This is a genomic window from Acidovorax radicis, assembly GCF_020510705.1.
GTDB lineage: Bacteria > Pseudomonadota > Gammaproteobacteria > Burkholderiales > Burkholderiaceae_C > Acidovorax > Acidovorax radicis_A.
The window spans coordinates 3,700,419-3,723,613 of the sequence record NZ_CP075184.1; the positions used below are offsets into that span (position 1 = coordinate 3,700,419).

Genomic DNA, 23,195 nt, shown 5'->3' on the forward strand with positions numbered 1-23,195 from the left:
AATGGCCCACCAGAAAATGATCTTCCCCATGCCAGCGCGGGCCGACGTTGTGTTCGATGCCTTCCACTACCACGAGTGGCGGTGCCAGTGGGATTCGCTGGTGCGCCGCACCAGCGTGGAAAGCGGTGCGCCTTGCCCCAGTGTGGGCGCCACCACCGAGAACCTGGGCGCCGGTGCATTGCGGGCGCTGTCCATGCGCACGCAGTTCGTCAGCTATGACCGCCCGGTGCTTGCGGCCGCCGTCATGGTCGGCCGCTCGTTTCCCTTCACCCAGTGGGCCGCCTCCATGCGCCACCAGGAGCAGGGCCCCCACCAGTCCCTGCTGATCTACACCTACACGTTTCAAGTGGGCCCGGCACTCTTTCGGGCTGTTCTGGAGCCTGTGGTGAACTGGATCTTTGTTCGAAAGACACGCCAGCGGTTCCAGCGCCTGGCGCAGTTCCTGGCAAGCCGCGCTGCCGACATTGCAGACTGGCAACAAGCGCAAGGGGTAGATCCTGCCGCCGCGCGCAAGGTCAATCCATGAATCGCTCGTCTGCGAATCTCCTGCGCACCAGCCTTGTGGTCGTCTGGCTGGCCACCGCCTTGGTCAGCGTGTGGGAGCTCCACGGCCAAAGCCGCGAACTGCTGGCGGGCCTGCCCACTGCATGGACAGAAGGCGTTGCAGCGTGGCTGCCCACCGCCATCATCCTGGCCGGTGCGGCGGCCGACGCCATCCTGGGGCTGTGGCTGGCGCTTCGCCCCGGCCGCAAGGCGTATGGGGCGGCACTGCTGCTGATGGCCGCCATGACAGTGCTGGCCACGGCTATACACCCGGCGTGGTGGCTACACCCCTTCGGGCCGCTCACCAAGAACCTGCCGATTGCCGCCATCCTGTGGGTGCTGCTGCAAGGCACGACCACCTCGCCGCCAAAGCCATGAGCCTGTACCTCACCCTCAAATGGCTGCACATCATCTCCAGCGTGCTGCTGGTGGGCACCGGGCTGGGCTCTGCGTTCTACATGTTCTTTACCAACCGCAGCGGCAATGTGCAGGCACAGGCGGTGGTGACGCGCCTGGTGGTGCGCGCGGACTGGTGGTTCACCACGCCCACGGTGTTCATCCAGCCCGCCACGGGGCTGGCCATGGCCGCCATGGCCGGGCTGCCCTGGAGCACGCCGTGGCTGGCCGCGTCCATCGCGCTGTACCTGGTGGCCGGTGCCTGCTGGCTGCCCGTGGTGTGGCTGCAGCTGCGCATGCGCGATATGGCGTTAGAGGCGGCGCAGGGCGACGGGGTGCTGCCGCCGCTGTACTGGCGCTATGCCCGCTGGTGGGAGGCACTGGGCTACCCGGCGTTTGTGGCCATGGCCGTGGTGTTCTACCTGATGGTGAACAAGCCCGCGCTGACGGTCTGAACGGCACCCTGCGGACTATCATCGCCCCATGCTGATCGAGACCCTGGACACTGCCCGCGACCTGGGGCGCTTGAAGGAAATCCTGGGCGTGATGGTGCGCCACGGGTTTGGCGACACCGTGCGCCGCCTGGGCCTGGCCGACCGGCTGGAGCGCGCAGGCCAGGCGCTGAACTGGACCCACGCGGCAGACCTGGCCCGCGTGGAGCCGCCCGTGCAGGTGCGCCTTGCGCTCGAAGAGCTGGGCCCCGCGTTCGTGAAATTCGGCCAGATCCTCGCGGGCCGGGCCGACCTGTTCGGCCCGGAGTGGATTGCAGAATTCGAGAAGCTGCACAGCCACGTACCCGCAGTGCCCATCGACGCCCTGCGCCCGCAACTGCGCGAAGACCTGGGCGCTGAGCCCGAAGCCGTGTTTGCCTGGTTCGACACCACGCCACTCGCCGCCGCTTCGATTGCACAAGTGCACCGCGCCCGGCTGCAGGACGGCACCGAGGTGATCGTCAAGATCCGCCGCCCCGGCATCACCGACATCATCCACGCAGACCTGCGCCTGCTGGAGCGGCTGGCGGCGCTGGCAGAGGCCGAACTGCCCGCGCTCAAGCCCTACGGGCCCCAGCAACTGGTGCGCGAGTTCGCGCGCTCATTGCGCCGCGAGCTGGACCTGGCGGGCGAATGCCGGCAAGCCGAACGCATTGCCAACAACATGGCCACGCTGCCCCACATCGTGATCCCGCGCGTGCACTGGGACTACACCCGCGAGCGCATCAATGTGCAGGACTTCATCGACGGCATACCCGGCGGCGCCCTGGCGGCGCTGACATCCGAGGCCGGCTTTGACCGCACCGTGCTGGCGCAGCGGGGCGCGCAGGCCGTGCTGCAGATGATCGTCAAGGACGGTGTCTTCCACGCCGACCCGCACCCCGGCAACGTGTTTTACCTGCCAGGCAATCGCATCGCCTTCATCGACTTCGGCATGGTCGGCCGCCTGTCGCAGCGCCGGCGCGATGAGCTGCTGCAGCTGCTGCTGGGCATGGTGGAACACCAGCCCCAGGCCGTAGCCGATGTGCTGCTGGACTGGACAGGCGACGGGCCGGGCATCAACCGGGGCCAGCTCGAAACCGAGATCGAGGCCTTTGTGGACCAATACCACGGCATGCCGCTGGCACAGCTGAGCCTGGGCCAGATGCTGGCCGACGTCACCGCCATCCTGCGCGAACACCGCCTGGGCCTGCCGTCCGATCTGGCACTGCTGATCAAGGCGTTCATCTCGCTAGAAGGCATGGGCCGCAATCTCGACCCGGCGTTCCACATGGCAACCGAGGCCCTGCCGCTGCTCAAGCAGGTGGCGCGCGACCGCTACCAGCCCAAGGCGCTGGCCGGGCGGGCCTGGAGCACCTTGCGGCGCGCGTTGGCCACCGTGGAGCAACTGCCGGACGACTTGGGACGGCTGCTGCGCAACGCGCGGCGCGGGCACCTGCAGGTGGGCATCGAGCTGGCCCACCTCAAGCGCGTGGGCGACCAGATCGACCGGTCGGCCAACCGGCTGGCCATGGCACTGGTGATTGCGGCGCTGATCATCGGCTCGTCCATCGTGATGACCGTGAAGGGTGGGCCTACGCTGTTTGGCCTGCCAGCGTTTGGTTTCCTGGGGTTCTTCGGCGCCGTGGTGTGTGGCCTGTGGCTGGTGCGTGCCATCTGGCGCAGCAGCCATCACCGCGATGATGACTGAGCGCTGCAGACAGCGGGTCTAAAAGGCACACGCAGCCAGACGGCAGCCTACGTTCAGGGCTGCCCAAACCCCAACCGTTGCAATACTGCCTGAGAAAGCGGTTGGCGCAGCGCACTGGCAAACGCCTGCGCCGCAGCAGGCGCATCGGCACGCACGGTCAGGCCATAGGCTGCACCCACCTGCAGCGCCGCAGGCAACTGCACCACGCGCAGGCGCGGCACTTCAACCTGGGCAGCTACCGCGTTGGTGCAATAGGTCAAAAACACATCGGCCTGGCGCTGGTTCATCACCCAGGCATAGGTGCCCCGGCCCGCAGGCGGTTTGGGCGAGTCCGCACCACCCGTGAGCTTGAGGGCCTTGGCGTCCAGTTGGGCATAGGCACCCGGTTGCATCTTGTCGGCCTTGCGGAACAGCGCCCAGGCGTAGTCGCCCGACGGGTCGGCCTTGGGCGTGGAGGTGCCCACGCGCACATCGCTGCGCAGCATAGTGGCCAGCAAGGTGTCGGGGGTGGCGCTGATCTGCTCGCTGGTCAGCGCACACAGCGCGTTGCGCGTGAACACCACAGGCGCCTGCCAGCCGCCCCGGGCCGCCAGGCGCTGGGGGTGGTCGGTATCGGCCGAGGCAAAGACCTGTGCGGGCTCGCCCTTTTCGATGCGCTCGCGCAGCAGGCCCGACGCACCAAAGGTCAGCGCCACCTTCTGGCCCGTGCGGGCCTCGTGGTCGCGCGCGATCTCGGTGAAGGCCTCGCGCAGGCTGCCGGCGGCGTACACCTGCACGGGAGCAGCGTCAGCCATGGGAGCCTTGGCGGGCGCCACCGCACAACCGGCCAGCGCGATGGCTAAACCGGCAGCTGCGGCGGCAGCCACCCTCTGGGAGCGTTGTGCCATGGCTGCTGCTCACTGGGCTGCGTTCGGGAAGAACAGCTGCTCGCCGCCGATCTTGTAGCCCGCAATCGCCTGCTGGCCGACGGGCGACACCACCCAGTCCACAAACTTCTGCGCGTCTTGCGTCTTCACATGCGGGTGCTTGGCCGGGTTCACGACCATCACGCCGTACTGGTTGAAGAGCTTGGTGTCGCCCTCGACCAGAATGGCCAGGTCCGCACGGTTCTTGAAGTTGAGCCAGGTGCCACGGTCAGCCAGCACGTAGGCGCCGCTCGATGCCGCAATGTTGAGCGCAGGGCCCATGCCGCAGCCACATTCCTTGTAGCCGCTGCCCTTTGAGGCATTTGCGGCATCGGCGCCCGCGAGCTTCCAGTAGCGCAGCTCGGCCGCGTGGGTGCCGCTCTTGTCGCCGCGCGAGATGAAGTTGCCATTGGCGGCAGACAGCTTTTGCAGGGCCTGCACGATGTCCTTACCTTTGGTGCCCACCGGGTCGTTCTTGGGGCCGATCAGGATGAAGTCGTTGTACATCACGGGGTAGCGCTTCACGCCCCAGCCATCGGCCACAAACTTTTCTTCGGCCACCTGGTCGTGCACGAACAGCACATCGGCATCGCCCCGGCGCGCCATATCGAGCGCCTGCCCGGTGCCCAGCGCCACCACTTTGATGTCCAGCCCACTGGCCTTCTTGAACTCGGGCAGCAGGTAGCCAAACAGGCCTGATTGTTCGGTGGACGTGGTGGACGCCATGGTGATGCTCTGCGCGAAAGCAGAGCCAGACGCTACCAAAACAATAGCTGCCAGCGCTTTAGATACAAGCGCTACAGTGCGAAAAGGCTTGAAATTTTTCATCGCCGGGCCGCCCCAAGATGAAAAAGCCCCCTTGGGGGGCAGCGACCACACGAAGTGGGAAGCGTGGGGGTCAATTTTCGTCATGCTAACTCTCCTTTGACAAACAAACGGGCGGCCTCGGGCAACGGGCCGTTGAAGAAATCATGTACGGGCAAATCGGCCACCAGTCGGCCATGCTCCATGTAGATCACGCGGCTGGCCAGGCGCTTGACCTGACCCAGGTTGTGGCTGCTGAACACCATGGTCACGGGGTGGGCCGGGCCTGCCGCGCCATGGCTGGCGGCAAACTCGGCCATCAGGGCCTCGACCTCGCGTTTGGCGTGGGGGTCGAGGCTGGCCGTGGGTTCGTCCAGCAGCAGCACATCGGGCCGCAACGCCCAGGCACGGGCCAGCGCCACACGTTGCTGCTGGCCGCCCGACAGGGTGCGTGCGTTCTGAGCGGCAATGTCCTGCAGCCCCACGCGCTCCAATGCGGTGAGGGCCTGAAGCCGCGCATCGCGCCACCGTGTGCCGCGCAGCCACAGGGCCAACGCCACGTTGTTCTGTGCGCTGGTGCGCAGCATGTGGGGTCGTTGAAACAAAAGTGCCTGGCGTTTGCCGGCATCACTGCGCAGCTGCCCGCCGGTGGGGGTCAGCAGGCCATGCAGCACCCGCAGCAACGTGCTCTTGCCGCTACCGTTGGCCCCCACCAAAGCCAGCCGCTCACCGGCGGTCACGCGCAAGTGAATATCCATGAGCGCGGGCACGGGGCCATAGTGTTTGCTGACGTTGAGCAGTTCAAAAAGCACCGGGGCGGGAGTCTTTGACACGGATGCGCACGTGGAGTCCCCCTCGCCTCCCCGCATGCCGACGGGCACGGCGCTCATGCGGCCAAGCGGGGCGCAGCCGCCCCAAAAGCAGCCCCGTCCACCCGCTCGCGCCAGCGCCGCAACTGGGCGATCAGCACATTGAGTACCAGCACCACGCCCAGCAACACCAGCCCCAACGCCAGCGCCAGCGGCAAATCGCCCTTGCTCGTCTCCAGCGCGATGGCTGTTGTCATGACCCGCGTGAATCCATCGATGTTGCCGCCCACGATCATCACCGCACCCACTTCGGAGATGGCGCGACCAAATGAGGCGATCAGCACGGTGAGCAGTGCATAGCGCTCGTCCCACACCAGCAGCAGGCTGCGCAGCAGCGTGCCAGCCCCCAGCGAGTGCAGCTGCTCACCATGCGATCTGTCGGCATCCTCCACCACCTGCCGTGTGAGTGCCGTCACCACCGGCAGCACCAAAATAACCTGCGCCATGACCATGGCCTTGAACGAGAACAACCAACCCAGACCGCCCCACGGCCCGCTGCGGGACAACAACAAATAGACGGCCAGCCCCACCACCACCGATGGCACGGCCAGCAGCGTGTTGAGCACCGCCAGCACCGCGCCGCGCCCCGAGAAACGCGCCACACCCAGCCAGCCGCCCAGCACCAGCCCCAGGCCACACGACAACGCACTCGCCGTGGCGCTGACCGCGAGCGACCTGCTCACAATGGACCACAACGCCGGATCGGAAGAAGTGATGAGCTGCAGTGCAACAGAAACAGACTCGGAGACGGTGGACATGCAAAAAAGGGTGTGAGGGATCGGCTATCGTAGGCAGCCACACAATGTCCAGCCATATGTAATCCCGTGCATAGGATCCAACTTCACTACACCTTGAGCCTGGCCGCCGGCGATGCCCTCATCCGCAACCCGCTGCCAGAGATGCTCGAAGCCGTCGTTCGGCAAGGTTCTATCTCGGGCGCCGCACGTGCACTGGACCTGTCGTACCGCCATGTCTGGGGCGCTCTCAAACGCTGGGAAGACCAGCTCGGCGGCGAGCTCATCATCTGGGGCAAAGGCCAGTCGGCGCAGCTCAGCGAGTTCGGCACCAAGCTGCTCTGGGCCGAGCGCCAGTCACAAGCGCGCCTGGCGCCTCAAATAGAAGCACTGCGTGCGGACCTGGAGCGCGCCTTCGCCGTGGCGTTTGACCCCAGCGCCCATGTGCTCACCATTTATGCCAGCCATGACGATGCACTGACAGCCCTGCGCGCGCACGCCGCCCAGCCGGGAGTGTCAGGGCAGGACGGCGCACTTCATCTGGACATTCGCTTCACCGGCAGCGTGGATGCGATCCGCGCACTCAATGAGGGGCGCTGCACCATTGCGGGCTTTCATACGCTGGAGCAGCCTTCACCCGACTCCCTGGCGGCAGCCAGCTACCGCCCGCTGTTGCAGCCCGGCCTGCACAAGATCATCGGTTTTGCACGCCGCACCCAGGGCCTGATCGTGGCGCGCGGCAACCCGCTGGGTCTGCGGTCGCTGCAAGACGTGGCGCGCACGCATGCACGTTTTGTGAATCGGGCCCTGGGCACCGGCACACGCGTGTTGCTGGGCGACCTGCTCGCGCAAGCGGGGCTTGGGCCTGAGAGCCTGCGAGGCTATGACCAGGACGAACCGTCGCACACGGCCGTGGCGCAGGCCGTGGCCGCCGGTGTGGCCGATGTGGGGATGGGTATCGAGATGGCAGCGCGTGCGCGGGGGCTGGATTTTGTGCCCCTGGTCCACGAGCGCTATCACCTGGCCTGCCTCAAGTCCATGCTGGAGCAACCAGCCACCCTGGCGCTGCGCAACCTGCTGCAAACCCCCACCTGGCAAGACCAAATGGTGCTCCTGCCAGGATATGCCCCCATGCACTGCGGCGAAGTACTGGCCATGAGCCAGGTGTTGCCGTGGTGGAAATTTCCGCGAAAAAAGCGGGCACCAGCGCCTAGGCAAAAACCCTAATCGCTTCTTTTTTTATAGCATTAAGCCGAATATCCACCGAGGGATAACACCGTCACGATGCCGTCAGACTCGGGCTAGAGTGCTCCGTAGAATCGCGCCCTGTAAAAGTTTGTTGGTCCCCGACTATCCTCGGTAGGGCCGGCTATTTGTGCGCGCAGCCTTTTTATTGGAGACACCATGCAGGCTCTACTCAGACTTTCAAGGGGAGTCGACTGGCTCAACACCCAAGTCGGCAAAATCGTTATCTGGCTCATTCTTGGGTCGGCAGGCATCAGCGCGCTCAACGCGATCGTGCGCAAGGTGTTCGACACCAGCTCCAACGCCTTCCTGGAAGTGCAGTGGTATCTGTTCGCCGCGTCTTTCCTTCTGGCTGCGGGCTACACGCTACTGCAAGGCGAACACGTGAAGGTGGATGTGCTGTCGAGCCGTTTCGCCAAACGCACCCAGATCTGGATCGAAATCTTCGGGTTTCTCTGCTTTCTCACCCCCATGTGCCTGGCCGTGCTCTGGTACGGCACGCCCTTCTTTCTGCGTGGCCTTGCGTCCGGTGAAATGTCGAGCAATGCGGGTGGCCTGATCCGTTGGCCCGTGTACCTGATGATCCCCGCCGGCTTCACGCTGCTGCTGCTGCAGGGCTGGTCTGAGCTCATCAAACGCGTGGCGTTTCTGCAGGGCCTGATCGAGGATCCCACGGCCAAAAAGGCCGAAAAATCGGCCGAAGAAGAACTCGCCGAAGCCATCCGCAACCTTGCTGAAGCCGCCAAAGGCAGCAGCCAGAACAAAACCCTGGGCAGCTGAGCGGAGAAACCACCATGGAATTCATCACCCACAACCTCGCCCCGATCATGTTCGGGGGACTCATCCTGTTCCTGCTGGTCGGCTTTCCGGTCGCTTTCAGCTTGGGCGCCTGCGGCCTGTTTTTCGCCTTCATCGGCATTGAGCTGGGCGTGCTGCCCCAGGCGCTGCTGCAGGCTTTGCCACTGCGCATCTTCGGCATCATGCAGAACGACACGCTGCTGGCCATACCGTTCTTCACGCTCATGGGGCTGATCCTGGAGCGAAGCGGCATGGCCGAGGATTTGCTGGACACCATCGGCCAACTGTTTGGCCCTATCCGCGGTGGCCTGGCACTGGCCGTGATTTTTGTGGGCGCCTTGCTGGCGGCCACCACGGGCGTCGTGGCGGCATCGGTCATCTCGATGGGCCTGATCTCGCTGCCCATCATGCTGCGTTATGGCTACGACCGGCGTCTGGCCGCAGGTGTGATCGCCGCATCCGGAACCCTTGCGCAGATCATCCCGCCCTCGCTGGTGCTGATCATCCTGGCCGACCAACTGGGCCGCAGCGTGGGCGACATGTACAAGGGCGCCTTCACGCCGGGCCTGATGCTCACGGGCTTTTACGCGCTGTACGTCATCATTCTGGCTTTCATCAAGCCCGAATGGGTGCCCGCCCTGCCCCCCGAGGCCCGCGCGTTCCGCGAGAAAAATGGCAAAAGTGGCGTGATCTCTCTGCTGGTGGTGACTGCCGCCAGCACAGGCGCTGCACTCTACATGGCCGAACACATGGCCGCACTGCACACCTGGTGGTCGGGCGAAGTGGTGACGAGTGTTCCGCTTGACGAAACCATCGTGGTGGCCATGTGTTTTGGCGTGGCGCTGGCCTTTGTGATTGCGATGGTGAACAAGGTCACCAAGCTGGGCCTGCTGTCCAAGATCGCTGAACGCGTGACCTTTGTGCTGATCCCCCCGCTGCTGCTGATCTTCCTGGTGCTGGGCACGATCTTCATGGGCGTGGCCACACCGACTGAAGGCGGTGCAATGGGTGCCCTGGGCGCCTTCGTCATGGCGTCGATCCGTGGCCGCCTGAGCTTCTCGCTGCTCAAACAGGCGATGTACACCACCACCAAGCTGTCTTGTTTTGTGGTGTTCATCCTCGTCGGTGCAACCATGTTCGGCCTCACCTTCCAGGGTGTGGACGGCCCGGTGTGGGTGGAGCACCTGTTGACCGGCCTGCCCGGCGGGCAGCTGGGGTTCCTGATCGTTGTGAACCTGATGGTGTTCTTCCTGGCTTTCTTCCTGGACTTCTTCGAACTATCTTTCATCGTTGTGCCCTTGCTGGCCCCGGTGGCCGAAAAACTGGGCATCGACCTGATCTGGTTCGGGGTGCTGCTGGGCATCAATATGCAGACCTCGTTCATGCACCCACCCTTTGGGTTTGCACTGTTCTACCTGCGCAGCGTGGCACCAACGAAGGAGTACGTGGACAAGGTCACCAAGAAGGTGATTGCCCCTGTGACAACCATGCAGATCTACTGGGGCGCGGTACCGTTCCTCGTGATCCAGATCACGATGGTGGCGCTTGTCATCATCTTCCCGGGCATCGTCTCCAGCGGGCTGGACAAGAAAGAGGTGTATGACCTGGACAAGGTACGCATGCAAATGGAAGCCGACATGCCCGCATCGATGGTGGAGCCTGATCCCGCTGCCGACATGCAAGGTACACCGTCCTCTGAGCCCTCCTCTGAGCCGTCTGCAGAGCCTCCAGCAGCAGATGATCCGCTCAAAGACATGCAGGACTCGATGGCCAACCCCGCCAAAAAGGAATGACCTGCAGCCCAGCGCAAGGGGGCTGGCCTCTTGCGCGGGCACAGACCGGTGTTGATACCCACCCCCTATCGACCCCAAGCCCTTGCAGCCAGCGTGCTGCAGGGGCTTTTTCTTTGGGGGTGCGTGGCTGCACAGTCTCATCCAGACAAAGGTATCCATGCGCCGAGCACCAGAGACCGTCATGCGAGGGATGCGAACCCGAACCAGTGGAATATCAATCCAAGGCCGCAGCCGCAGGGCCTTGGGTACGTACGCAGCCAACGGAAGACACGCCCCTGCAAGCGAGCGCGCATCCATAAGGCAACACGGCCGAATGCTGTCTGCCGCGCACGGTGCGTGCCATGCCACAACAATCGGGGGCAAAAAAAACCGCCGAGCAATCACTCGGCGGTCCCTTCTGTCGCAGCGGGCAGCGTCTGGCGCTGCCGGCCTGGGTCAGAGTTTCTGTGACGACATGAAGGTGTCGAAACGGGCTTCGGCGAAGCGGAACCACAGGATTTCGTCGCGCTGGAAGTTGCGGTAGTCGCTGTAGATTTTTTTCCAGTCGGGGTTGCTGCCGGCCAAATCGGCATACACCTCCATCGAGGCCTTGAACGAGGCTTCCAGCACGGATTGAGGGAAAGGCAGCACCTTGGACTTTGCAGCCACCAGCTGCTTGAGCGCACCTGGGTTGCGTGCGTCATAGCGGGCCTGCGTGGTCACATGCGCCTCATGCGCCGCAGCCTGCACGATGGCCTTGTTTTCGGCCGACAGCCCGTTGAAGGCCTTGTCGTTGATGTAGAAATCAAGGTTCAGGCTACCCTCCCACCAGCCGGGGTAGTAGTAGTAAGGCGCGACCTTGTTCAAGCCCAGCTTCAGATCGTCATATGGACCAATCCACTCGGCGGCATCAATGGTGCCCTTCTCCAGTGCCTGGTAGATTTCGCCTCCGGCGATGTTCTGGGGCACACCGCCCATGCGTTCGATCACGCGGCCGGCAAAACCACCCACCCGGAACTTCAGACCCTTGATGTCGGCTGGCGACTTGATCTCTTTACGGAACCAGCCGCCCATCTGCGCGCCCGTGTTGCCGCCGATGAAGTTGATGATGTTGTACTTGGCATAAAACTCACGCATGAGTTTGGAGCCATTGCCGTCCACCATCCACGCAGTGAGCTGGCGCGAGTTCATGCCGAACGGAATCGCACCGCCAATGGCGAATGCTTCGTTCTTGCCGAAGAAATAGTACGGCGCGGTGTGCGCCATTTCCACCGTGCCACTCTGTACGCCGTCCACCACGCCAAATGCGGGCATCAACTCGCCAGCGGCATGCACCGAAATTTCGAACTTGCCGCCCGACATTTCCTTGACAGCCTTGGCGAACACATCGGCAGAGCCAAAAATGGTGTCAAGCGATTTTGGGAAACTAGAAGCAAGGCGCCAGCGCACGGCAGCCTGCGCATGCACAGCAGGTGCGACGCCAGCGGCCAACACCCCGGCAATGCCGGCATTTTTGATCAGAGAACGACGATCCATGAACATCTCCTGGTAATACACAGGCACTCGTGGCGCACTGTGTGACAAAAAAACCGGTACTGTTGCCGCTCGCCGAGCGGCAACCCCATACCGGTTCAAAATACGCTGGCGGGAACAGCGCGCGTACACGCCCTCCTGCGCAGCCGTATGGCTTGCTTACAGCTTCACGCCCGTCATGTAGTTGTCGAAGCGCAGCTCGGAATAACGGGCCCACAGCAGCTGGTCACGCTGGAATGCACGCATGTCCTGGTGAATCTTCTTGAACTCTGGCGACTTGGCTTCGTGCTCGGCAAACACTTCCATGGAGGCCTTGTAGCCTGCATCCATGATTTCCTTCGAGAAAGCCTTGAGCTGGGTCTTGGCACCCACCAAACGCTTGAGCGCGATGGGGTTGAAGGCGTCATATTTGGCAGTCATGTCGCGCGCAGCAACCGCCGTGGCGGCATCCACCATGGCCTGGAACTCAGGCGTCAGGGCTGCATAAGCCTTGGCGCTGATGAAGAACTCCAGCTCGGCACTGCCTTCCCACCAGCCGGGGTAGTAATAGAACGGGGCCACCTTGTTGAAGCCCAGCTTTTCGTCGTCATAAGGGCCGACAAATTCGGTGGCATCCAGCGTGCCTTTTTCCAGTGCCTGGTAGACGTCACCGGCAGGCATGTTCTGCGCCACCACGCCCAGCTTTTGCATGGCCTCGCCGAACAGACCTCCACCCAGACGCATCTTCAGGCCCTTCAGGTCGGCCACGGTCTTGATCTCTTTGCGATACCAGCCACCCATCTGCGTGCCGGTATTGCCTGCGCTGCGGCTCTTGATGTTGTAGTTGGCATAGAAAGCGTCCATGAGCTTGCGGCCATTGCCGTGCTCCATCCACGCATCCATCTGGCGGGCCGTGAGGCCAAAAGGCACAGCACAACCAAAGGCAAAAATCGGGTCCTTTCCGGTGAAGTAGTAAGGCGCTGTCTGCGCCATCTCGACCGTGTTGTTCTGGATGGCATCGACCACACCAAATGCAGGCATCAGCTCACCACCCGCATGCACCGACACTTCAAACTTGCCACCCGAGAGGGCCTTGATGGTTTTTGCGAACATCTCGGCGCTACCGAAAATCGTGTCGAGCGACTTGGGGAAGCTCGATGCCAGGCGCCAGCGCACCGTGGCTTGCGCATGCGCTGCGGGCGCGATGCCTGCGGCCAATACGCCAGCAATTCCGGCATGCTTGATGATGGAACGACGATCCATGTAATGTTCTCCGAGATAGGTGAAGCCGGCCCACGGCAGCATGCTGCGGTGAACAAACCGGCGTTGTTTACGTGACAGATTGTAGAAATGCCCCCGCGCGAGCCCTTGGGGGTTTTCCCGCGAAAAAGCCCGCGTGCGCGGCAGTCTTCAGACTTTTGCAAGCAATCGCACCACCAAAGGTGGCACGCGCGGCGCAAACGCCACCGGCATTATTGCGGCGCGGCCGCACCCATACCAAAACGCACCGCTATGGCCCGTTGAATTCCTGCGGCATCCAGACCTTGAAGGGCCAGCAATTTGGCAGGGTCACCATGTTCGATGAACACGTCCGGCAGGCCCAGTTGCAGCACCGGGCGGACAATGCCCGCGGCGTTGAGTGCCTCGGTCACGGCGCTGCCCGCGCCGCCCATGATGGCGCCTTCTTCGAGCGTTACCAGCGCGTCATGGCGCTCGGCCACCTCGCGCAGCAGGGCTTCGTCAATGGGCTTGGCCCAGCGCATGTTGACCACCGTGGCGTCGAGCGCCTCGGCGGCTTCCAGCGCGGGGTACAACAAGGTGCCAAACGAAAGGATGGCGATGCGCGGCGCCTTGGGGTCGGAGCCCAGGCGTTCGCGGCGGATCTCGCCTTTGCCAAATGGCAGACTGTCGAGCCCCGCCAGGGGCGCTACACCCGCACCGCTGCCGCGCGGGTAACGCACAGCGACGGGGTGGTCCTGCTCGAAGGCACTGCTCAGCAGTTGGCGGCACTCGCGCTCATCGGCCGGGCAGGCCATGCTCATGTTGGGGACGCAGCGCACAAAGGGGATGTCGTAGGCCCCCGCGTGGGTGGCGCCGTCAGCGCCCACCAGGCCCGCACGATCGAGCGCGAACACCACAGGCAGGTTCTGCAGGGCCACGTCGTGGATCATTTGGTCGTAGCCGCGCTGCAAAAAGGTGGAATAGATGGCCACCACGGGCTTGACGCCTTCACAGGCCATGCCGGCCGCGAAGGTCACGGCGTGCTGCTCGGCAATGCCCACGTCGTAGTACCGCTCCGGAAAGCGTTTTTCAAACTCCACCATGCCCGAGCCCTCGCGCATGGCCGGCGTGATGCCCACCAGGCGCTCGTCGTGGGCCGCCATGTCACACAACCATTGCCCGAACACCTGGGTGAATGTGGCCTTGGGCGGGGCGCTGCTCTTGACCAGGCCCACGGCGGGATCAAACTTGCCGGGGCCGTGGTAGGCCACGGGGTCGGCCTCGGCCAGTTTGTAGCCCTGGCCCTTTTTGGTCACCACATGCAGGAACTGCGGGCCCTTCAGGCCCTTGATGTTCTCCAGCGTGGGGATCAGCGAATCGAGGTCGTGCCCATCGATAGGGCCGATGTAGTTAAAGCCAAATTTCTCAAACAGCGTGGCGGGCACCACCATGCCTTTGGCCTGCTGCTCGAAACGCTTGGCCAGCTCCAGCAACGGTGGCACGGGCTTGAGAACGGTTTTGCCCACGTTTTTGGCCGCCGCATAAAACTGCCCGCTCATCAGCTGTGCCAGATAGCGGTTGAGCGCGCCCACAGGCGGGCTGATGCTCATGTCGTTGTCGTTGAGCACCACCAGCAGATTGCAGTCGGCCACGCCTGCGTTGTTCAGCGCCTCAAAAGCCATCCCGGCACTCATCGCACCATCGCCAATGATGGCGACCGCATGGCGGTTTTCGCCCTTGCGCTTGGCGGCCAGCGCCATGCCCAGGGCGGCAGAGATGCTGGTGCTTGAATGTGCCGTGCCAAAGGTGTCATACACGCTCTCGGCGCGCTGCGGGAAACCCGAGATGCCGCCCATCTGGCGCAGCGTGTGCATGCGATCGCGCCGGCCAGTGAGTATTTTGTGCGGATAGGTCTGGTGGCCCACGTCCCACACCAGCCGGTCCTCAGGGGTGTTGAAGACGTGGTGCAGCGCCACCGTCAGCTCGACAGTGCCCAGGTTCGAGCTCAGGTGCCCACCCGTTTTGGCAACGCTCTCAATCACGAACCCGCGCAACTCGGTGGCCAGCGTCTTGAGGTCAGCGCGCGAGAGTCGGCGCAGGTCCGACGGGTCGTTGATGGTCTGCAGCAGGGGGAAGGATGTCGTGGACATTTACTATTCTTTTAATAGCTGCCAGCGCTTTATATATAAGCGCCAGAGGCCTGTTAGACACTTAATTCACCACAAGGTGGCCAACACTCGATAAAGCCATGGGGCAGCAAGACGGTCGAACGATAAAGGCTTGTGCGGCATCAAAAAGATCGGTTCACCACCATGTCGGCCAGCGCAGCCAGCGCCCGTGTATCGGGCAAGCTACTGCGAACCAGCGCCGCCTGCGCCTCGCCCAACAGATCCTGGGCATAGGCCTGCGCCCGCGTGAGCCCGAGCAGAGAGACGTAAGTGGGCTTGTCGGCCGCAGCATCCTTCCCGGCGGTTTTACCCAGCGTGGCCGAATCGGCCACCACATCAAGGATGTCATCCACCACCTGAAACGCCAGCCCCATGGCTGCGCCATAGTCCGACAGCGCCTGGTAAGCGCCAACCTCTGCCTGGCCACACACGGCGCCCATCAGCACACTGCCTTGGAGCAGCGCGCCGGTCTTGAGGCGGTGCATGTGGCGCAACTGATCTTCGGTCAGCGCTGTTCCCACGCTGGCCAGGTCTATCGCCTGCCCTCCGGCCATGCCGGCTGATCCCGCAGCACGGGCCAGCAAACGGCACAAGGCAGCCTGGGTGGACGCTGCGATGGCGGGAGCGCTAGCAGCGACGTCTTCATCAGGTGTCAGCAACTCAAAGGCAAAGGCCTGCAGGGCATCGCCCGCCAGCAGGGCCTGGGCTTCGCCAAACTGCACATGCACCGTGGGTTTGCCGCGGCGCAGAACATCGTTGTCCATACACGGCATGTCGTCGTGCACCAGGGAATAAGCGTGGATGAGCTCCACCGCACACGCAGCGCGGGTGGCGGCATCGCCCACCGACACAGCCACAGATGCACCCCTTGCGCTACCAACCGCCTCATAGGCCGCCAGCACCAGCAAGGGCCGCAGGCGCTTGCCGCCATCGAGCACCGCGTAACGCATCGCATCGCCCAGACCGGCGGGCGCACCGTGCCCCACCCATTGCGACAAGGCCTGCTCCACCCGGGCCAGGTGCCCCTGGCTCCAGGGGGTCAAATCAAAGGACTGGCCCACCGCAGGTAACCCCTGTGAACCCAGTGAAGTCGACAACACGCTCATTCCTGCGTCCATGGTTGTAGCTGGCCTTCATCCAGCACCTTGATCTGGTCCTGCACGGCATCCAGGCGCTGGCGGCAAAAGGCCAGCAAGGTGGCGCCGCGCTGATAACCCGCCAGCATCTGGTCCAGTGGCAACTGGCCAGACTCTATGCGGGCCACCAGTTGTTCCAGCTCTTCCAGTGCCGCCTCATAGCTGGCAGGTGCGGCGGGAGAAGCGGGAGTTGCGGGGGCCTTGGGCATGGAGAGAGCGGCAGAGCGCGGGTGAAAAACGGGTGATTTTAGGCGCACGTTGGCAGCACAAGGGTGGAGCACAGCCCTTGGAACCTGTTCACAGCCCATCAAAAGCCGCAGACAGTCCGCCCACAGGTTCAGACCGGCATCCGCAGGGCATCGCCAGAGCACGGCGGCAACCGTCGCGCCCCGCCCCCTCTCTACGCCCTTCCTGTCAATACACGTAAGTGGGATGCGGGAATAACCCCACCACCTATAATCCCATTATCGCCAAGCCGGCTAGTCCACCTAGCCGGTTTCTTTTTTTCCAGATGCGCCCCGGCGCACCTCCCTGTGGGGAGTCTTTAGGTCAGGTCACCCATGTCTGATTTAAGTCTTCGACTGCAGCAGGCCGCAAGCCAACTACCAGTTTCAAGCTATTTTGACGAAGCGCTGTTTGAGCGCGAGCTCCGCACCATCTTCCAGCGAGGGCCCCGCTACGTGGGGCACCAATTGGCCGTGCCCAATGCGGGCGACTACTATGCCCTGCCCCAGGAGGGTGAGGGCCGCGCGCTGGTGCGCAACGCACAGGGCGGGATCGAACTCCTGTCCAACGTGTGCCGCCACCGCCAAGCGGTCATGCTCAAGGGCAAGGGCTCGCTGAACAGCCAGCAAAAGGGCAGCGCAGGCGGCAACATCGTGTGCCCCGTGCACCGCTGGACCTACAGCCCCAAGGGTTCGCTCCTGGGCGCGCCCCATTTCGCGCACGACCCCTGCCTGGACCTGAACAACTACAAACTGCGCGAATGGAATGGCCTGCTGTTTGAAGACAACGGCTACGACGTGGCCGCTGACCTGGCGCAGATGGGCCCCCGCGCCGATCTGAGCTTTGACGGCTACGTGCTGGACCATGTGGAGCTGCATGAGTGCAACTACAACTGGAAGACCTTCATCGAGGTCTACCTGGAGGACTACCACGTGGGCCCGTTTCACCCGGGCCTGGGCAGCTTCGTCACCTGCGACGATCTGCGCTGGGAGTTTGGCACCAACTACTCGGTGCAAACCGTGGGCGTGGCCAACCAGTTGGGCAAGGCGGGCAGCCCCGTGTATGAGCGCTGGCACGAAGCCCTGCTGGCCTACCGCAACGGCGAGCCGCCCAAACATGGCGCGATCTGGCTCACGCTGTACCCGCACATCATGGTGGAGTGGTATCCCCATGTGCTCACGGTCTCGACCCTGCACCCGATCAGCCCCACCAAGACGCTGAACATGGTGGAGTTCTACTACCCCGAAGAAATTGCGGCGTTTGAACGCGAATTCGTCGAGGCACAAAAAGCCGCCTACATGGAAACCTGCCTCGAAGACGATGAAATCGGCGAACGCATGGACGCTGGCCGCAAGGCCCTGCTGGCACGCGGCGACAACGAGGTCGGCCCCTACCAGAGCCCCATGGAAGACGGCATGCAGCATTTTCACGAGTGGTATCGGGGAATCATGGGCGCTGACAGCGCCGGGGCCGCAGCGGACCACAGCACGTCAAAACCCTGAACACCACCCCAAAACACCGCCAATCCACAAGCAAGCGCCTGCTTGCTCTCATTACAATAGCTGCCAGCGCTTGAACAACAGGCGCTCGCAGCTATTTTTATTTCAAACCTTGTGCCCCTGCGCCTTCAGCGCCACCGGGTGTTTTTAGAGAATTCGCAGACCATGCAAGCCCTCTGGATGGTGTTGGCCGCGTTCCTGTTTGCCAGCATGGGCGTGTGCGTCAAGATTGCATCGGACTTCTTCAACTCCGCCGAGCTGGTGTGCTACCGCGGGCTGATCGGCATTGTCATTTTGTCGCTGCTGGCGCGCTCACAAAAGGTGACGCTCGCCACCCAGTATCCGGGCATGCATGCCTGGCGCAGCCTGGTGGGGGTGGCGTCGCTGGGGGCCTGGTTCTTTGCCATTGCCCACCTGCCACTGGCCACCGCCATGACGCTCAATTACATGAGCAGCGTGTGGATTGCCGCCTTTCTGGTCGGAGGCACGCTGCTGGCATGGCGCCCCTCGCCCGCCACACCCCGCCCCGCGCTGCAGGGCACCTTGGTGGTGACCGTGCTGGCGGGATTCGTGGGGGTGGTGATGATGCTGCGCCCCAGCCTTGACCAGAACCAGGCGTTTGCAGGCCTGATCGGACTCCTGTCGGGCATGTCGGCCGCGTTTGCCTACATGCAGGTGGTGGCGCTGTCGCGCCTGGGCGAACCCGAATCACGCACGGTGTTTTACTTCGCGGTGGGCTCGGCGGTGGCCGGTGGCGCTGCGCTGCTGTTCACGGGCACCTCGGCCTGGCCGGGGTGGCAGGCGCTGTGGCTGTTGCCCATTGGCGTACTGGCCGCTGGAGGCCAGCTGTGCATGACCAAGGCATATTCAAGTGCCAAGACACAGCGGGGCACTCTGGTGGTTGCCAACCTGCAGTATTCAGGCATCGTGTTCGCCGCCATCTACAGCGTGCTGCTGTTCGGCGACAAGATCCCCACCATCGGCTGGGTCGGCATGACACTTATCGTGGGCAGCGGCATCGTGGCCACCGTGCTGCGCGCACGCGCTGCACCCGGCACCCCAGCAGAAGAACATTGATACGAATCGGCAACGACACGGCGCACCGAGACAGACACAATGGTGCCTTAACCCCCATGCCCATGCGTTGCCCCATGCCATGGCACCCACTTTTGCACAGCCTACGCCGATGACCCCTTACACCACGCTCATCTCCGCACCCGATCTTCAATCGCTCATCGCCTGCGGCGTGCCGCTGATGGTGTTTGACTGCAGCTTTGACCTGGCCCACCCAGCGGCGGGCGCCGGTCAATATGCCGAGGCCCATGTCCCCGGCGCTGTGTATGCGGATTTGGACAACGCCTTGAGCGCCAAACACGGCGTGCCCGGCGCCACCGGCACCCTCACGGCACAAGAAGCCGACATGCCTGCATCGGGCGGCCGCCACCCGCTGCCCAGCCGCGAGCGCTTCGCGATCTGGCTGTCCAGTGTGGGATTTGCCAACAACATGCAGGCTGTGGTGTATGACCGCCAGGGTGCCAATTACTGTGGCCGCCTGTGGTGGATGCTCAAATGGGCCGGGCACGATGCCGTGGCCGTGCTCGACGGCGGGCTACAAGCCTGGCAGGCCGCCGGGGGGGCCGTGAACAGCGGCGAAGAGCCCGCGCACTTCCAGTCCAACTTTCAGCTGAACGCCCCCCTGCGCCGACTTGCCACGGCAAGCGACGTGCTTGCAGACCTGCAGCAACCCGGCCAGACCGTGATCGACGCCCGCGCAGGCGCCCGCTACCGGGGCGAAGTGGAGCCGCTCGACCCCGTAGCGGGCCATATTCCCGGCGCCCTCAACCGCCCATTTGTCGAAAACACCGGCGCCGACGGCCGCTTCAAGCCCGCAGCCGTGCTGCGTGTCGAGTTTGAGGCCCTGCTGGCGGGGCGCAACCCTGCCTCGGTGGTGCACCAATGCGGCAGCGGCGTGAGCGCAGTGCCCAACCTGTTGGCCATGGAAGTCGCAGGTCTTGGAGAATCCGCCCTGTTTGCAGGCAGCTGGAGCGAATGGTGCTCAGACCCCACGCGCCCGGTCGAAAAGGGTTGAACAGCGCTGACTGCGGCGCCTAAGAACCTGTTCAAAATCTTTTAGGGGATCGCATTGGAGTGCAATCGGGATGAGTGGATGCTTCGGATGCGCAGCATGGGCTCGTGCCCATGCAAGCAGCCGGGGCGCCAAATTTCCGAGTTCATCGGCCCGATTTCACTCCAACCCTTCGGGCAAGTGCCTTGCCGGACGGTCTGCTGCGTTGCGGCGCTTGTGGATAGCCGAGCTATCCACTGCACCCCGCGCCTTGCAGCCCATCCCGGCAAGGTACTTGTGCGACCCCGAAAAGATTTTGAACAGGTTCTAACGAACGCTGCAAGTTGCAAAAGCGCAAAAAAGATGGTTTTGCAGGCGCTATCAAAACCATGAGCAGAATTCAGGGCCTGATGCCTGCCAGCGCAGCAGGCGCGCCCCCCTGAAAAGCCAGCCGGCGCCTGATCTGCGTGTAAGGCAAACTCCTACACAGCCCACCGCGAAACCAGACACGCGGCACAGCCAAACCCCGACTTAATTTCTGATTGGGGCGGTTTCACAATCCATTTCAACGGATCACGCAAAACCTGCAGTCAGCAGACAACGCAAGAACCGAACTGGAAAAAGGAAGCTGCCATGACCAACGAACAAATCCTCGCTGAAATCCGCGAAGCCAACCTCACCTACCTGATGTTGGCCCAGACCCTGATTCGCCAGGACAAGGCCGAGGCCGTCTTTCGCCTGGGCATGAACGAAGAGTCTGCCGATATTCTCGCATCGCTGTCGGCGGCGCAAGTGATGAAACTGGCCTCCCGCAACACGCTTCTTTGCAGCTTCCGCGTGGATGACAACCTGGTGTGGAGCTTGCTGACCAACCATTCGGCCAAAAAGGTGGGCAACGATGCCACCAACACGCTGCACGCCAATATCCTGATGGCCAGCCGCGTGTCGGAAGTGCTCTGAAGCACCCGCGCCCCTTCGCCCTCCTGCCGCCACCGAAAGCCCACCATGTCCACACCTGCCAAAGCCCCTGCCAAGAGCGTCCTCAACGAGTCCAAGCAGATCGAGCGCGCCGCCATGCTGATCAAGATGGGGGCCCGCATGCAGGTGCTGGAGTCAGAAACCACGCTGTCCTATGAACGCCTGATCCGCCTGTACAAGGAGATCGCGGGCAAGTCGCCGTCCAAAGGGCAACTGCCCTTCTCGACCGACTGGTTCCTGACCTGGCAGGAAAACATCCACAGTTCGCTGTTCCTCAATATCTACGAATACCTGTCCAAAGGCGTCGACCTGGACGCAGTCGAACTGCTGACCAAGGCCTATCGCCTGTACAACGAACAGGTAGCCACCGCCGAGATCGACCCGCTGCTGTCTTTCACCCGCGCCTGGCGCCTGGTGAAGTTCGTGGACGCCGGCATGCTCACGCGCACCAAGTGCTCGCAGTGCAGCGGCCAGTTTGTGACCGAGCTGTATGAAAACCGCCACTTCACCTGCGGCCTGTGCAACCCACCCGCACGCGCCGGCAAGAGCAAAACCGCAGGCGCACTGATGTTGCATTGAAAAATATCAATCAAAAGTGCCTCTAGCGCTTAGTGGATAAGCGCTAGCAGCTATCAATTTGATATTTATTTCACCATTAGCAGCGCTAGACAGCGCGCCAACCCAAAGCCCCACAAGGGGCTTTTAGCTTTTTGTCTTGCGTCTGGATTCGCTCAGCGCCCGTTCAGCAAGGTGCGCACGTTCTCATCCACGGGCACCGCATAGTTGTATGCCGCCACCACGGTGTTGCCCACCGGGTTCACCAGCTTGAGGGTGATATACAGCGCCGACGCCGACACCGCATACGTGCCCACTACCACAGCCTGGGCATTCTGGGCCTGGCTCACCTCACGCACTTCACGCGACAGCAGCAGTTCCCCCTGCTCGCGGTGCAGCACGAGGTTTTCGCGCAGCTTCACCTCTGTCACCCGCAGGCCGCGCTGCACCATGCGCCCGGCAATCTGCTCGGCAAAAATGCGCCCCAGGCGCGACGACTCGGCGAGCCGGTCCACATTGACCAGCGTGGCCGCCAGCACGGGCTGGCTCGCGTCCAGCGGCGCATTGAGCAACAAGGCATCCGTGGCGCGCTCATTGACCTCAATGAGATCCACCCGCGAAGTACCCGTGGCACGGTCACCGTAGTAATAGCCGTTGATCGCGCTGGCGCAGCCTTGCAGGCCAAGGGTGGGTATGGCCGCCGCCAGGAACAGGGCCATGCGCCACAAGGCTGCATGGCGTGGATTGCGTTGTGTCCGCGTCATGGCGCCACCACCCGCCAGGTCTTGATCGCAGTGGGCGCAGGCGGCGGCACAGAGACAGGCTCCCGGGCTTTGTACAAACTGGAATCGTCCGGCTCGATGTAATACACGTCGGCCGTGCTTGCCAGATAGCGGTTCCCGCTTTCCAGCGACGTCGTGATGAGCACCTCGGTGCGCGTGGGTCCTCCGGCAGCAGTACCATCCATGGTGTATTGCGTCAAATCTGTCACCACTCCCAGCGCAGTAACACCCGCCAGCATCGCGCCCGCACTTTGCTGGAACAGATACCAATCGCGTGCCACGCCAACCCCCAGCGCCAGGCGTGTCCAGGGCATGGGCGCCACGTTGTGTACGCGCGCTTGGTGTTGCACCACCTGGGTCTCGAACGTGAGCGTGACAGCGGTCGGCTCGGTGGATAGCGTTACGCCGCGGTCCAGCAACCGGGTGATCAGCAGCTTGCGAAAGCCGTTGTTAAAACTCGTATCGCCAGGGTTCACCGCCACATAGATCGGATACTCTCCCGCAGGCCATGCTGCAAGCTTGCCCTCGATGCGGCTGGCCACGTCGTCGGCCAACACGTCCCAGTGGTGCACGGCGCGGGCCTTTTTCTGGTCGGTGGCGGGATAGTTGTCGGCGCGCGGCACGTTCAGCGACGAGCAGCCGCCAACCAGCGCCAGCAGCCCCGCCATCGCGAGCCGCCGCACACCTGCGGAGCGTTGAGGTTTCATGCGCACACGCCCCTTGTCATGTTGAGATGCCATCGAATTGCATCGCGCCATCGTACGGCCCGGCCATAAACACCATCGCGAGAATAAAGCGGGTTTTGCG

Annotated in this window: 23 protein-coding genes; 12 read left to right on the forward strand and 11 right to left on the reverse strand. The window is 63.2% G+C overall.

Translation table 11 applies throughout. The features are described from left to right. Window position 1: 1 nt before the first annotated feature. The 4 genes from KI609_RS16955 to KI609_RS16970 are packed head-to-tail and all read left to right on the forward strand — an operon-like array spanning window position 2 to window position 3,120. Entirely contained in the window at window positions 2-526 is a 525-nt protein-coding gene (locus KI609_RS16955; RefSeq protein ID WP_226444735.1) for an SRPBCC family protein, read from the forward strand. Continuing rightward, complete coding sequence (locus tag KI609_RS16960; RefSeq protein ID WP_226444736.1) at window positions 523-921, forward strand: DoxX-like family protein; 399 nt, start codon at window positions 523-525, stop codon at window positions 919-921. Before KI609_RS16955 ends, KI609_RS16960 begins: the two co-directional genes overlap by 4 nt. Further along, window positions 918-1,394: a DUF2269 family protein gene (locus KI609_RS16965; protein ID WP_226444737.1), complete on the forward strand. Its 477-nt coding sequence runs from the start codon at window positions 918-920 to the stop codon at window positions 1,392-1,394. Before KI609_RS16960 ends, KI609_RS16965 begins: the two co-directional genes overlap by 4 nt. Window positions 1,395-1,422: 28 nt before the next feature. After that, a complete protein-coding gene (locus tag KI609_RS16970) occupies window positions 1,423-3,120 on the forward strand; it encodes an ABC1 kinase family protein (RefSeq protein WP_226444738.1) in 1,698 nt (565 codons plus the stop codon). Between the two features lie 53 nt (window positions 3,121-3,173). Here KI609_RS16970 and KI609_RS16975 read toward each other — a convergent pair whose 3' ends face one another. The 4 genes from KI609_RS16975 to KI609_RS16990 form a co-directional block, all read right to left on the reverse strand. Continuing rightward, window positions 3,174-4,007, reverse strand: a complete 834-nt coding sequence (locus KI609_RS16975) for a molybdate ABC transporter substrate-binding protein (RefSeq protein WP_226444739.1) — start codon at window positions 4,005-4,007, stop codon at window positions 3,174-3,176. A 9-nt stretch (window positions 4,008-4,016) separates the two neighbouring features. Beyond that, entirely contained in the window at window positions 4,017-4,853 is an 837-nt protein-coding gene (locus KI609_RS16980) for an extracellular solute-binding protein (protein WP_226450498.1), read from the reverse strand. Window positions 4,854-4,933: 80 nt separating this feature from the next. Next, entirely contained in the window at window positions 4,934-5,698 is a 765-nt protein-coding gene (locus tag KI609_RS16985; RefSeq protein WP_226450500.1) for a phosphate ABC transporter ATP-binding protein, read from the reverse strand. 17 nt (window positions 5,699-5,715) lie between these two features. Beyond that, complete coding sequence (locus KI609_RS16990) at window positions 5,716-6,456, reverse strand: ABC transporter permease (protein ID WP_226444740.1); 741 nt, start codon at window positions 6,454-6,456, stop codon at window positions 5,716-5,718. Between the two features lie 66 nt (window positions 6,457-6,522). Here KI609_RS16990 and KI609_RS16995 point away from each other — a divergent pair, with 66 nt between their 5' ends. The 3 genes from KI609_RS16995 (at window position 6,523) to KI609_RS17005 (ending at window position 10,268) form a co-directional block, all read left to right on the forward strand. After that, window positions 6,523-7,659, forward strand: coding sequence for a substrate-binding domain-containing protein (locus tag KI609_RS16995; protein WP_226444741.1), 1,137 nt, complete (start codon window positions 6,523-6,525; stop codon window positions 7,657-7,659). Between the two features lie 177 nt (window positions 7,660-7,836). Further along, complete coding sequence (locus KI609_RS17000; RefSeq protein WP_226444742.1) at window positions 7,837-8,457, forward strand: TRAP transporter small permease subunit; 621 nt, start codon at window positions 7,837-7,839, stop codon at window positions 8,455-8,457. Between the two features lie 14 nt (window positions 8,458-8,471). Next, window positions 8,472-10,268, forward strand: coding sequence for a TRAP transporter large permease (locus tag KI609_RS17005; RefSeq protein ID WP_226444743.1), 1,797 nt, complete (start codon window positions 8,472-8,474; stop codon window positions 10,266-10,268). Window positions 10,269-10,703: 435 nt separating this feature from the next. Here KI609_RS17005 and KI609_RS17010 read toward each other — a convergent pair whose 3' ends face one another. From KI609_RS17010 to KI609_RS17030, 5 genes are all read right to left on the reverse strand, one after another. After that, window positions 10,704-11,783, reverse strand: coding sequence for a TRAP transporter substrate-binding protein (locus KI609_RS17010; RefSeq protein WP_226444744.1), 1,080 nt, complete (start codon window positions 11,781-11,783; stop codon window positions 10,704-10,706). 156 nt (window positions 11,784-11,939) lie between these two features. Beyond that, a complete protein-coding gene (locus KI609_RS17015) occupies window positions 11,940-13,022 on the reverse strand; it encodes a TRAP transporter substrate-binding protein (protein ID WP_226444745.1) in 1,083 nt (360 codons plus the stop codon). Between the two features lie 209 nt (window positions 13,023-13,231). Continuing rightward, window positions 13,232-15,130 carry a 1-deoxy-D-xylulose-5-phosphate synthase gene (gene dxs, locus KI609_RS17020; protein WP_226444746.1) on the reverse strand — a complete coding sequence of 633 codons (1,899 nt, stop codon included), beginning with the start codon at window positions 15,128-15,130 and terminating at the stop codon, window positions 13,232-13,234. A gap of 140 nt (window positions 15,131-15,270) precedes the next feature. Then, on the reverse strand, window positions 15,271-16,254 hold the full coding sequence (locus KI609_RS17025) for a polyprenyl synthetase family protein (RefSeq protein ID WP_226444747.1): 984 nt from the start codon (window positions 16,252-16,254) through the stop codon (window positions 15,271-15,273). Next, window positions 16,251-16,493, reverse strand: coding sequence for an exodeoxyribonuclease VII small subunit (locus tag KI609_RS17030; RefSeq protein ID WP_226444748.1), 243 nt, complete (start codon window positions 16,491-16,493; stop codon window positions 16,251-16,253). The genes KI609_RS17025 and KI609_RS17030 overlap by 4 nt, the downstream gene beginning before the upstream one ends. A 351-nt stretch (window positions 16,494-16,844) precedes the next feature. On the opposite strand from KI609_RS17030, the gene KI609_RS17035 reads away from it, so the two are divergent. The 5 genes from KI609_RS17035 (at window position 16,845) to flhC (ending at window position 21,630) form a co-directional block, all read left to right on the forward strand. Beyond that, entirely contained in the window at window positions 16,845-18,011 is a 1,167-nt protein-coding gene (locus KI609_RS17035; RefSeq protein WP_226444749.1) for an aromatic ring-hydroxylating oxygenase subunit alpha, read from the forward strand. Between the two features lie 162 nt (window positions 18,012-18,173). Beyond that, window positions 18,174-19,085 carry a DMT family transporter gene (locus KI609_RS17040; protein WP_226444750.1) on the forward strand — a complete coding sequence of 304 codons (912 nt, stop codon included), beginning with the start codon at window positions 18,174-18,176 and terminating at the stop codon, window positions 19,083-19,085. A 109-nt stretch (window positions 19,086-19,194) separates the two neighbouring features. After that, window positions 19,195-20,097 carry a sulfurtransferase gene (locus KI609_RS17045; protein WP_226450502.1) on the forward strand — a complete coding sequence of 301 codons (903 nt, stop codon included), beginning with the start codon at window positions 19,195-19,197 and terminating at the stop codon, window positions 20,095-20,097. 609 nt (window positions 20,098-20,706) lie between these two features. Further along, a complete protein-coding gene (gene flhD, locus KI609_RS17050) occupies window positions 20,707-21,033 on the forward strand; it encodes a flagellar transcriptional regulator FlhD (RefSeq protein ID WP_015015270.1) in 327 nt (108 codons plus the stop codon). A 45-nt stretch (window positions 21,034-21,078) separates the two neighbouring features. Continuing rightward, window positions 21,079-21,630, forward strand: coding sequence for a flagellar transcriptional regulator FlhC (gene flhC, locus KI609_RS17055; RefSeq protein WP_226444751.1), 552 nt, complete (start codon window positions 21,079-21,081; stop codon window positions 21,628-21,630). Between the two features lie 152 nt (window positions 21,631-21,782). On the opposite strand, the gene KI609_RS17060 is transcribed toward flhC, so the two are convergent. After that, on the reverse strand, window positions 21,783-22,325 hold the full coding sequence (locus tag KI609_RS17060) for a FlgO family outer membrane protein (RefSeq protein ID WP_226450504.1): 543 nt from the start codon (window positions 22,323-22,325) through the stop codon (window positions 21,783-21,785). A 41-nt stretch (window positions 22,326-22,366) separates the two neighbouring features. After that, window positions 22,367-23,095: a hypothetical protein gene (locus KI609_RS17065; protein ID WP_226444752.1), complete on the reverse strand. Its 729-nt coding sequence runs from the start codon at window positions 23,093-23,095 to the stop codon at window positions 22,367-22,369. Between the last annotated feature and the right edge of the window lie 100 nt (window positions 23,096-23,195).

Bases quoted from the DNA above. Each gene is read 5' to 3' on its own strand.
- KI609_RS16955 (WP_226444735.1), top strand. From the start codon at position 2: ATGGCCCACCAGAAAATGATCTTCCCCATGCCAGCGCGGGCCGACGTT.
- KI609_RS16960 (WP_226444736.1), top strand. From the start codon at position 523: ATGAATCGCTCGTCTGCGAATCTCCTGCGCACCAGCCTTGTGGTCGTC.
- KI609_RS16965 (WP_226444737.1), top strand. From the start codon at position 918: ATGAGCCTGTACCTCACCCTCAAATGGCTGCACATCATCTCCAGCGTG.
- KI609_RS16970 (WP_226444738.1), top strand. From the start codon at position 1,423: ATGCTGATCGAGACCCTGGACACTGCCCGCGACCTGGGGCGCTTGAAG.
- KI609_RS16975 (WP_226444739.1), bottom strand. From the start codon at position 4,007: ATGGCACAACGCTCCCAGAGGGTGGCTGCCGCCGCAGCTGCCGGTTTA.
- KI609_RS16980 (WP_226450498.1), bottom strand. From the start codon at position 4,853: ATGAAAAATTTCAAGCCTTTTCGCACTGTAGCGCTTGTATCTAAAGCG.
- KI609_RS16985 (WP_226450500.1), bottom strand. From the start codon at position 5,698: ATGCGGGGAGGCGAGGGGGACTCCACGTGCGCATCCGTGTCAAAGACT.
- KI609_RS16990 (WP_226444740.1), bottom strand. From the start codon at position 6,456: ATGTCCACCGTCTCCGAGTCTGTTTCTGTTGCACTGCAGCTCATCACT.
- KI609_RS17000 (WP_226444742.1), top strand. From the start codon at position 7,837: ATGCAGGCTCTACTCAGACTTTCAAGGGGAGTCGACTGGCTCAACACC.
- KI609_RS17005 (WP_226444743.1), top strand. From the start codon at position 8,472: ATGGAATTCATCACCCACAACCTCGCCCCGATCATGTTCGGGGGACTC.
- KI609_RS17010 (WP_226444744.1), bottom strand. From the start codon at position 11,783: ATGGATCGTCGTTCTCTGATCAAAAATGCCGGCATTGCCGGGGTGTTG.
- KI609_RS17015 (WP_226444745.1), bottom strand. From the start codon at position 13,022: ATGGATCGTCGTTCCATCATCAAGCATGCCGGAATTGCTGGCGTATTG.
- dxs (WP_226444746.1), bottom strand. From the start codon at position 15,130: ATGTCCACGACATCCTTCCCCCTGCTGCAGACCATCAACGACCCGTCG.
- KI609_RS17025 (WP_226444747.1), bottom strand. From the start codon at position 16,254: ATGAGCGTGTTGTCGACTTCACTGGGTTCACAGGGGTTACCTGCGGTG.
- KI609_RS17030 (WP_226444748.1), bottom strand. From the start codon at position 16,493: ATGCCCAAGGCCCCCGCAACTCCCGCTTCTCCCGCCGCACCTGCCAGC.
- KI609_RS17035 (WP_226444749.1), top strand. From the start codon at position 16,845: ATGTCTGATTTAAGTCTTCGACTGCAGCAGGCCGCAAGCCAACTACCA.
- KI609_RS17040 (WP_226444750.1), top strand. From the start codon at position 18,174: ATGCAAGCCCTCTGGATGGTGTTGGCCGCGTTCCTGTTTGCCAGCATG.
- KI609_RS17045 (WP_226450502.1), top strand. From the start codon at position 19,195: ATGACCCCTTACACCACGCTCATCTCCGCACCCGATCTTCAATCGCTC.
- flhD (WP_015015270.1), top strand. From the start codon at position 20,707: ATGACCAACGAACAAATCCTCGCTGAAATCCGCGAAGCCAACCTCACC.
- flhC (WP_226444751.1), top strand. From the start codon at position 21,079: ATGTCCACACCTGCCAAAGCCCCTGCCAAGAGCGTCCTCAACGAGTCC.
- KI609_RS17060 (WP_226450504.1), bottom strand. From the start codon at position 22,325: ATGGCCCTGTTCCTGGCGGCGGCCATACCCACCCTTGGCCTGCAAGGC.
- KI609_RS17065 (WP_226444752.1), bottom strand. From the start codon at position 23,095: ATGAAACCTCAACGCTCCGCAGGTGTGCGGCGGCTCGCGATGGCGGGG.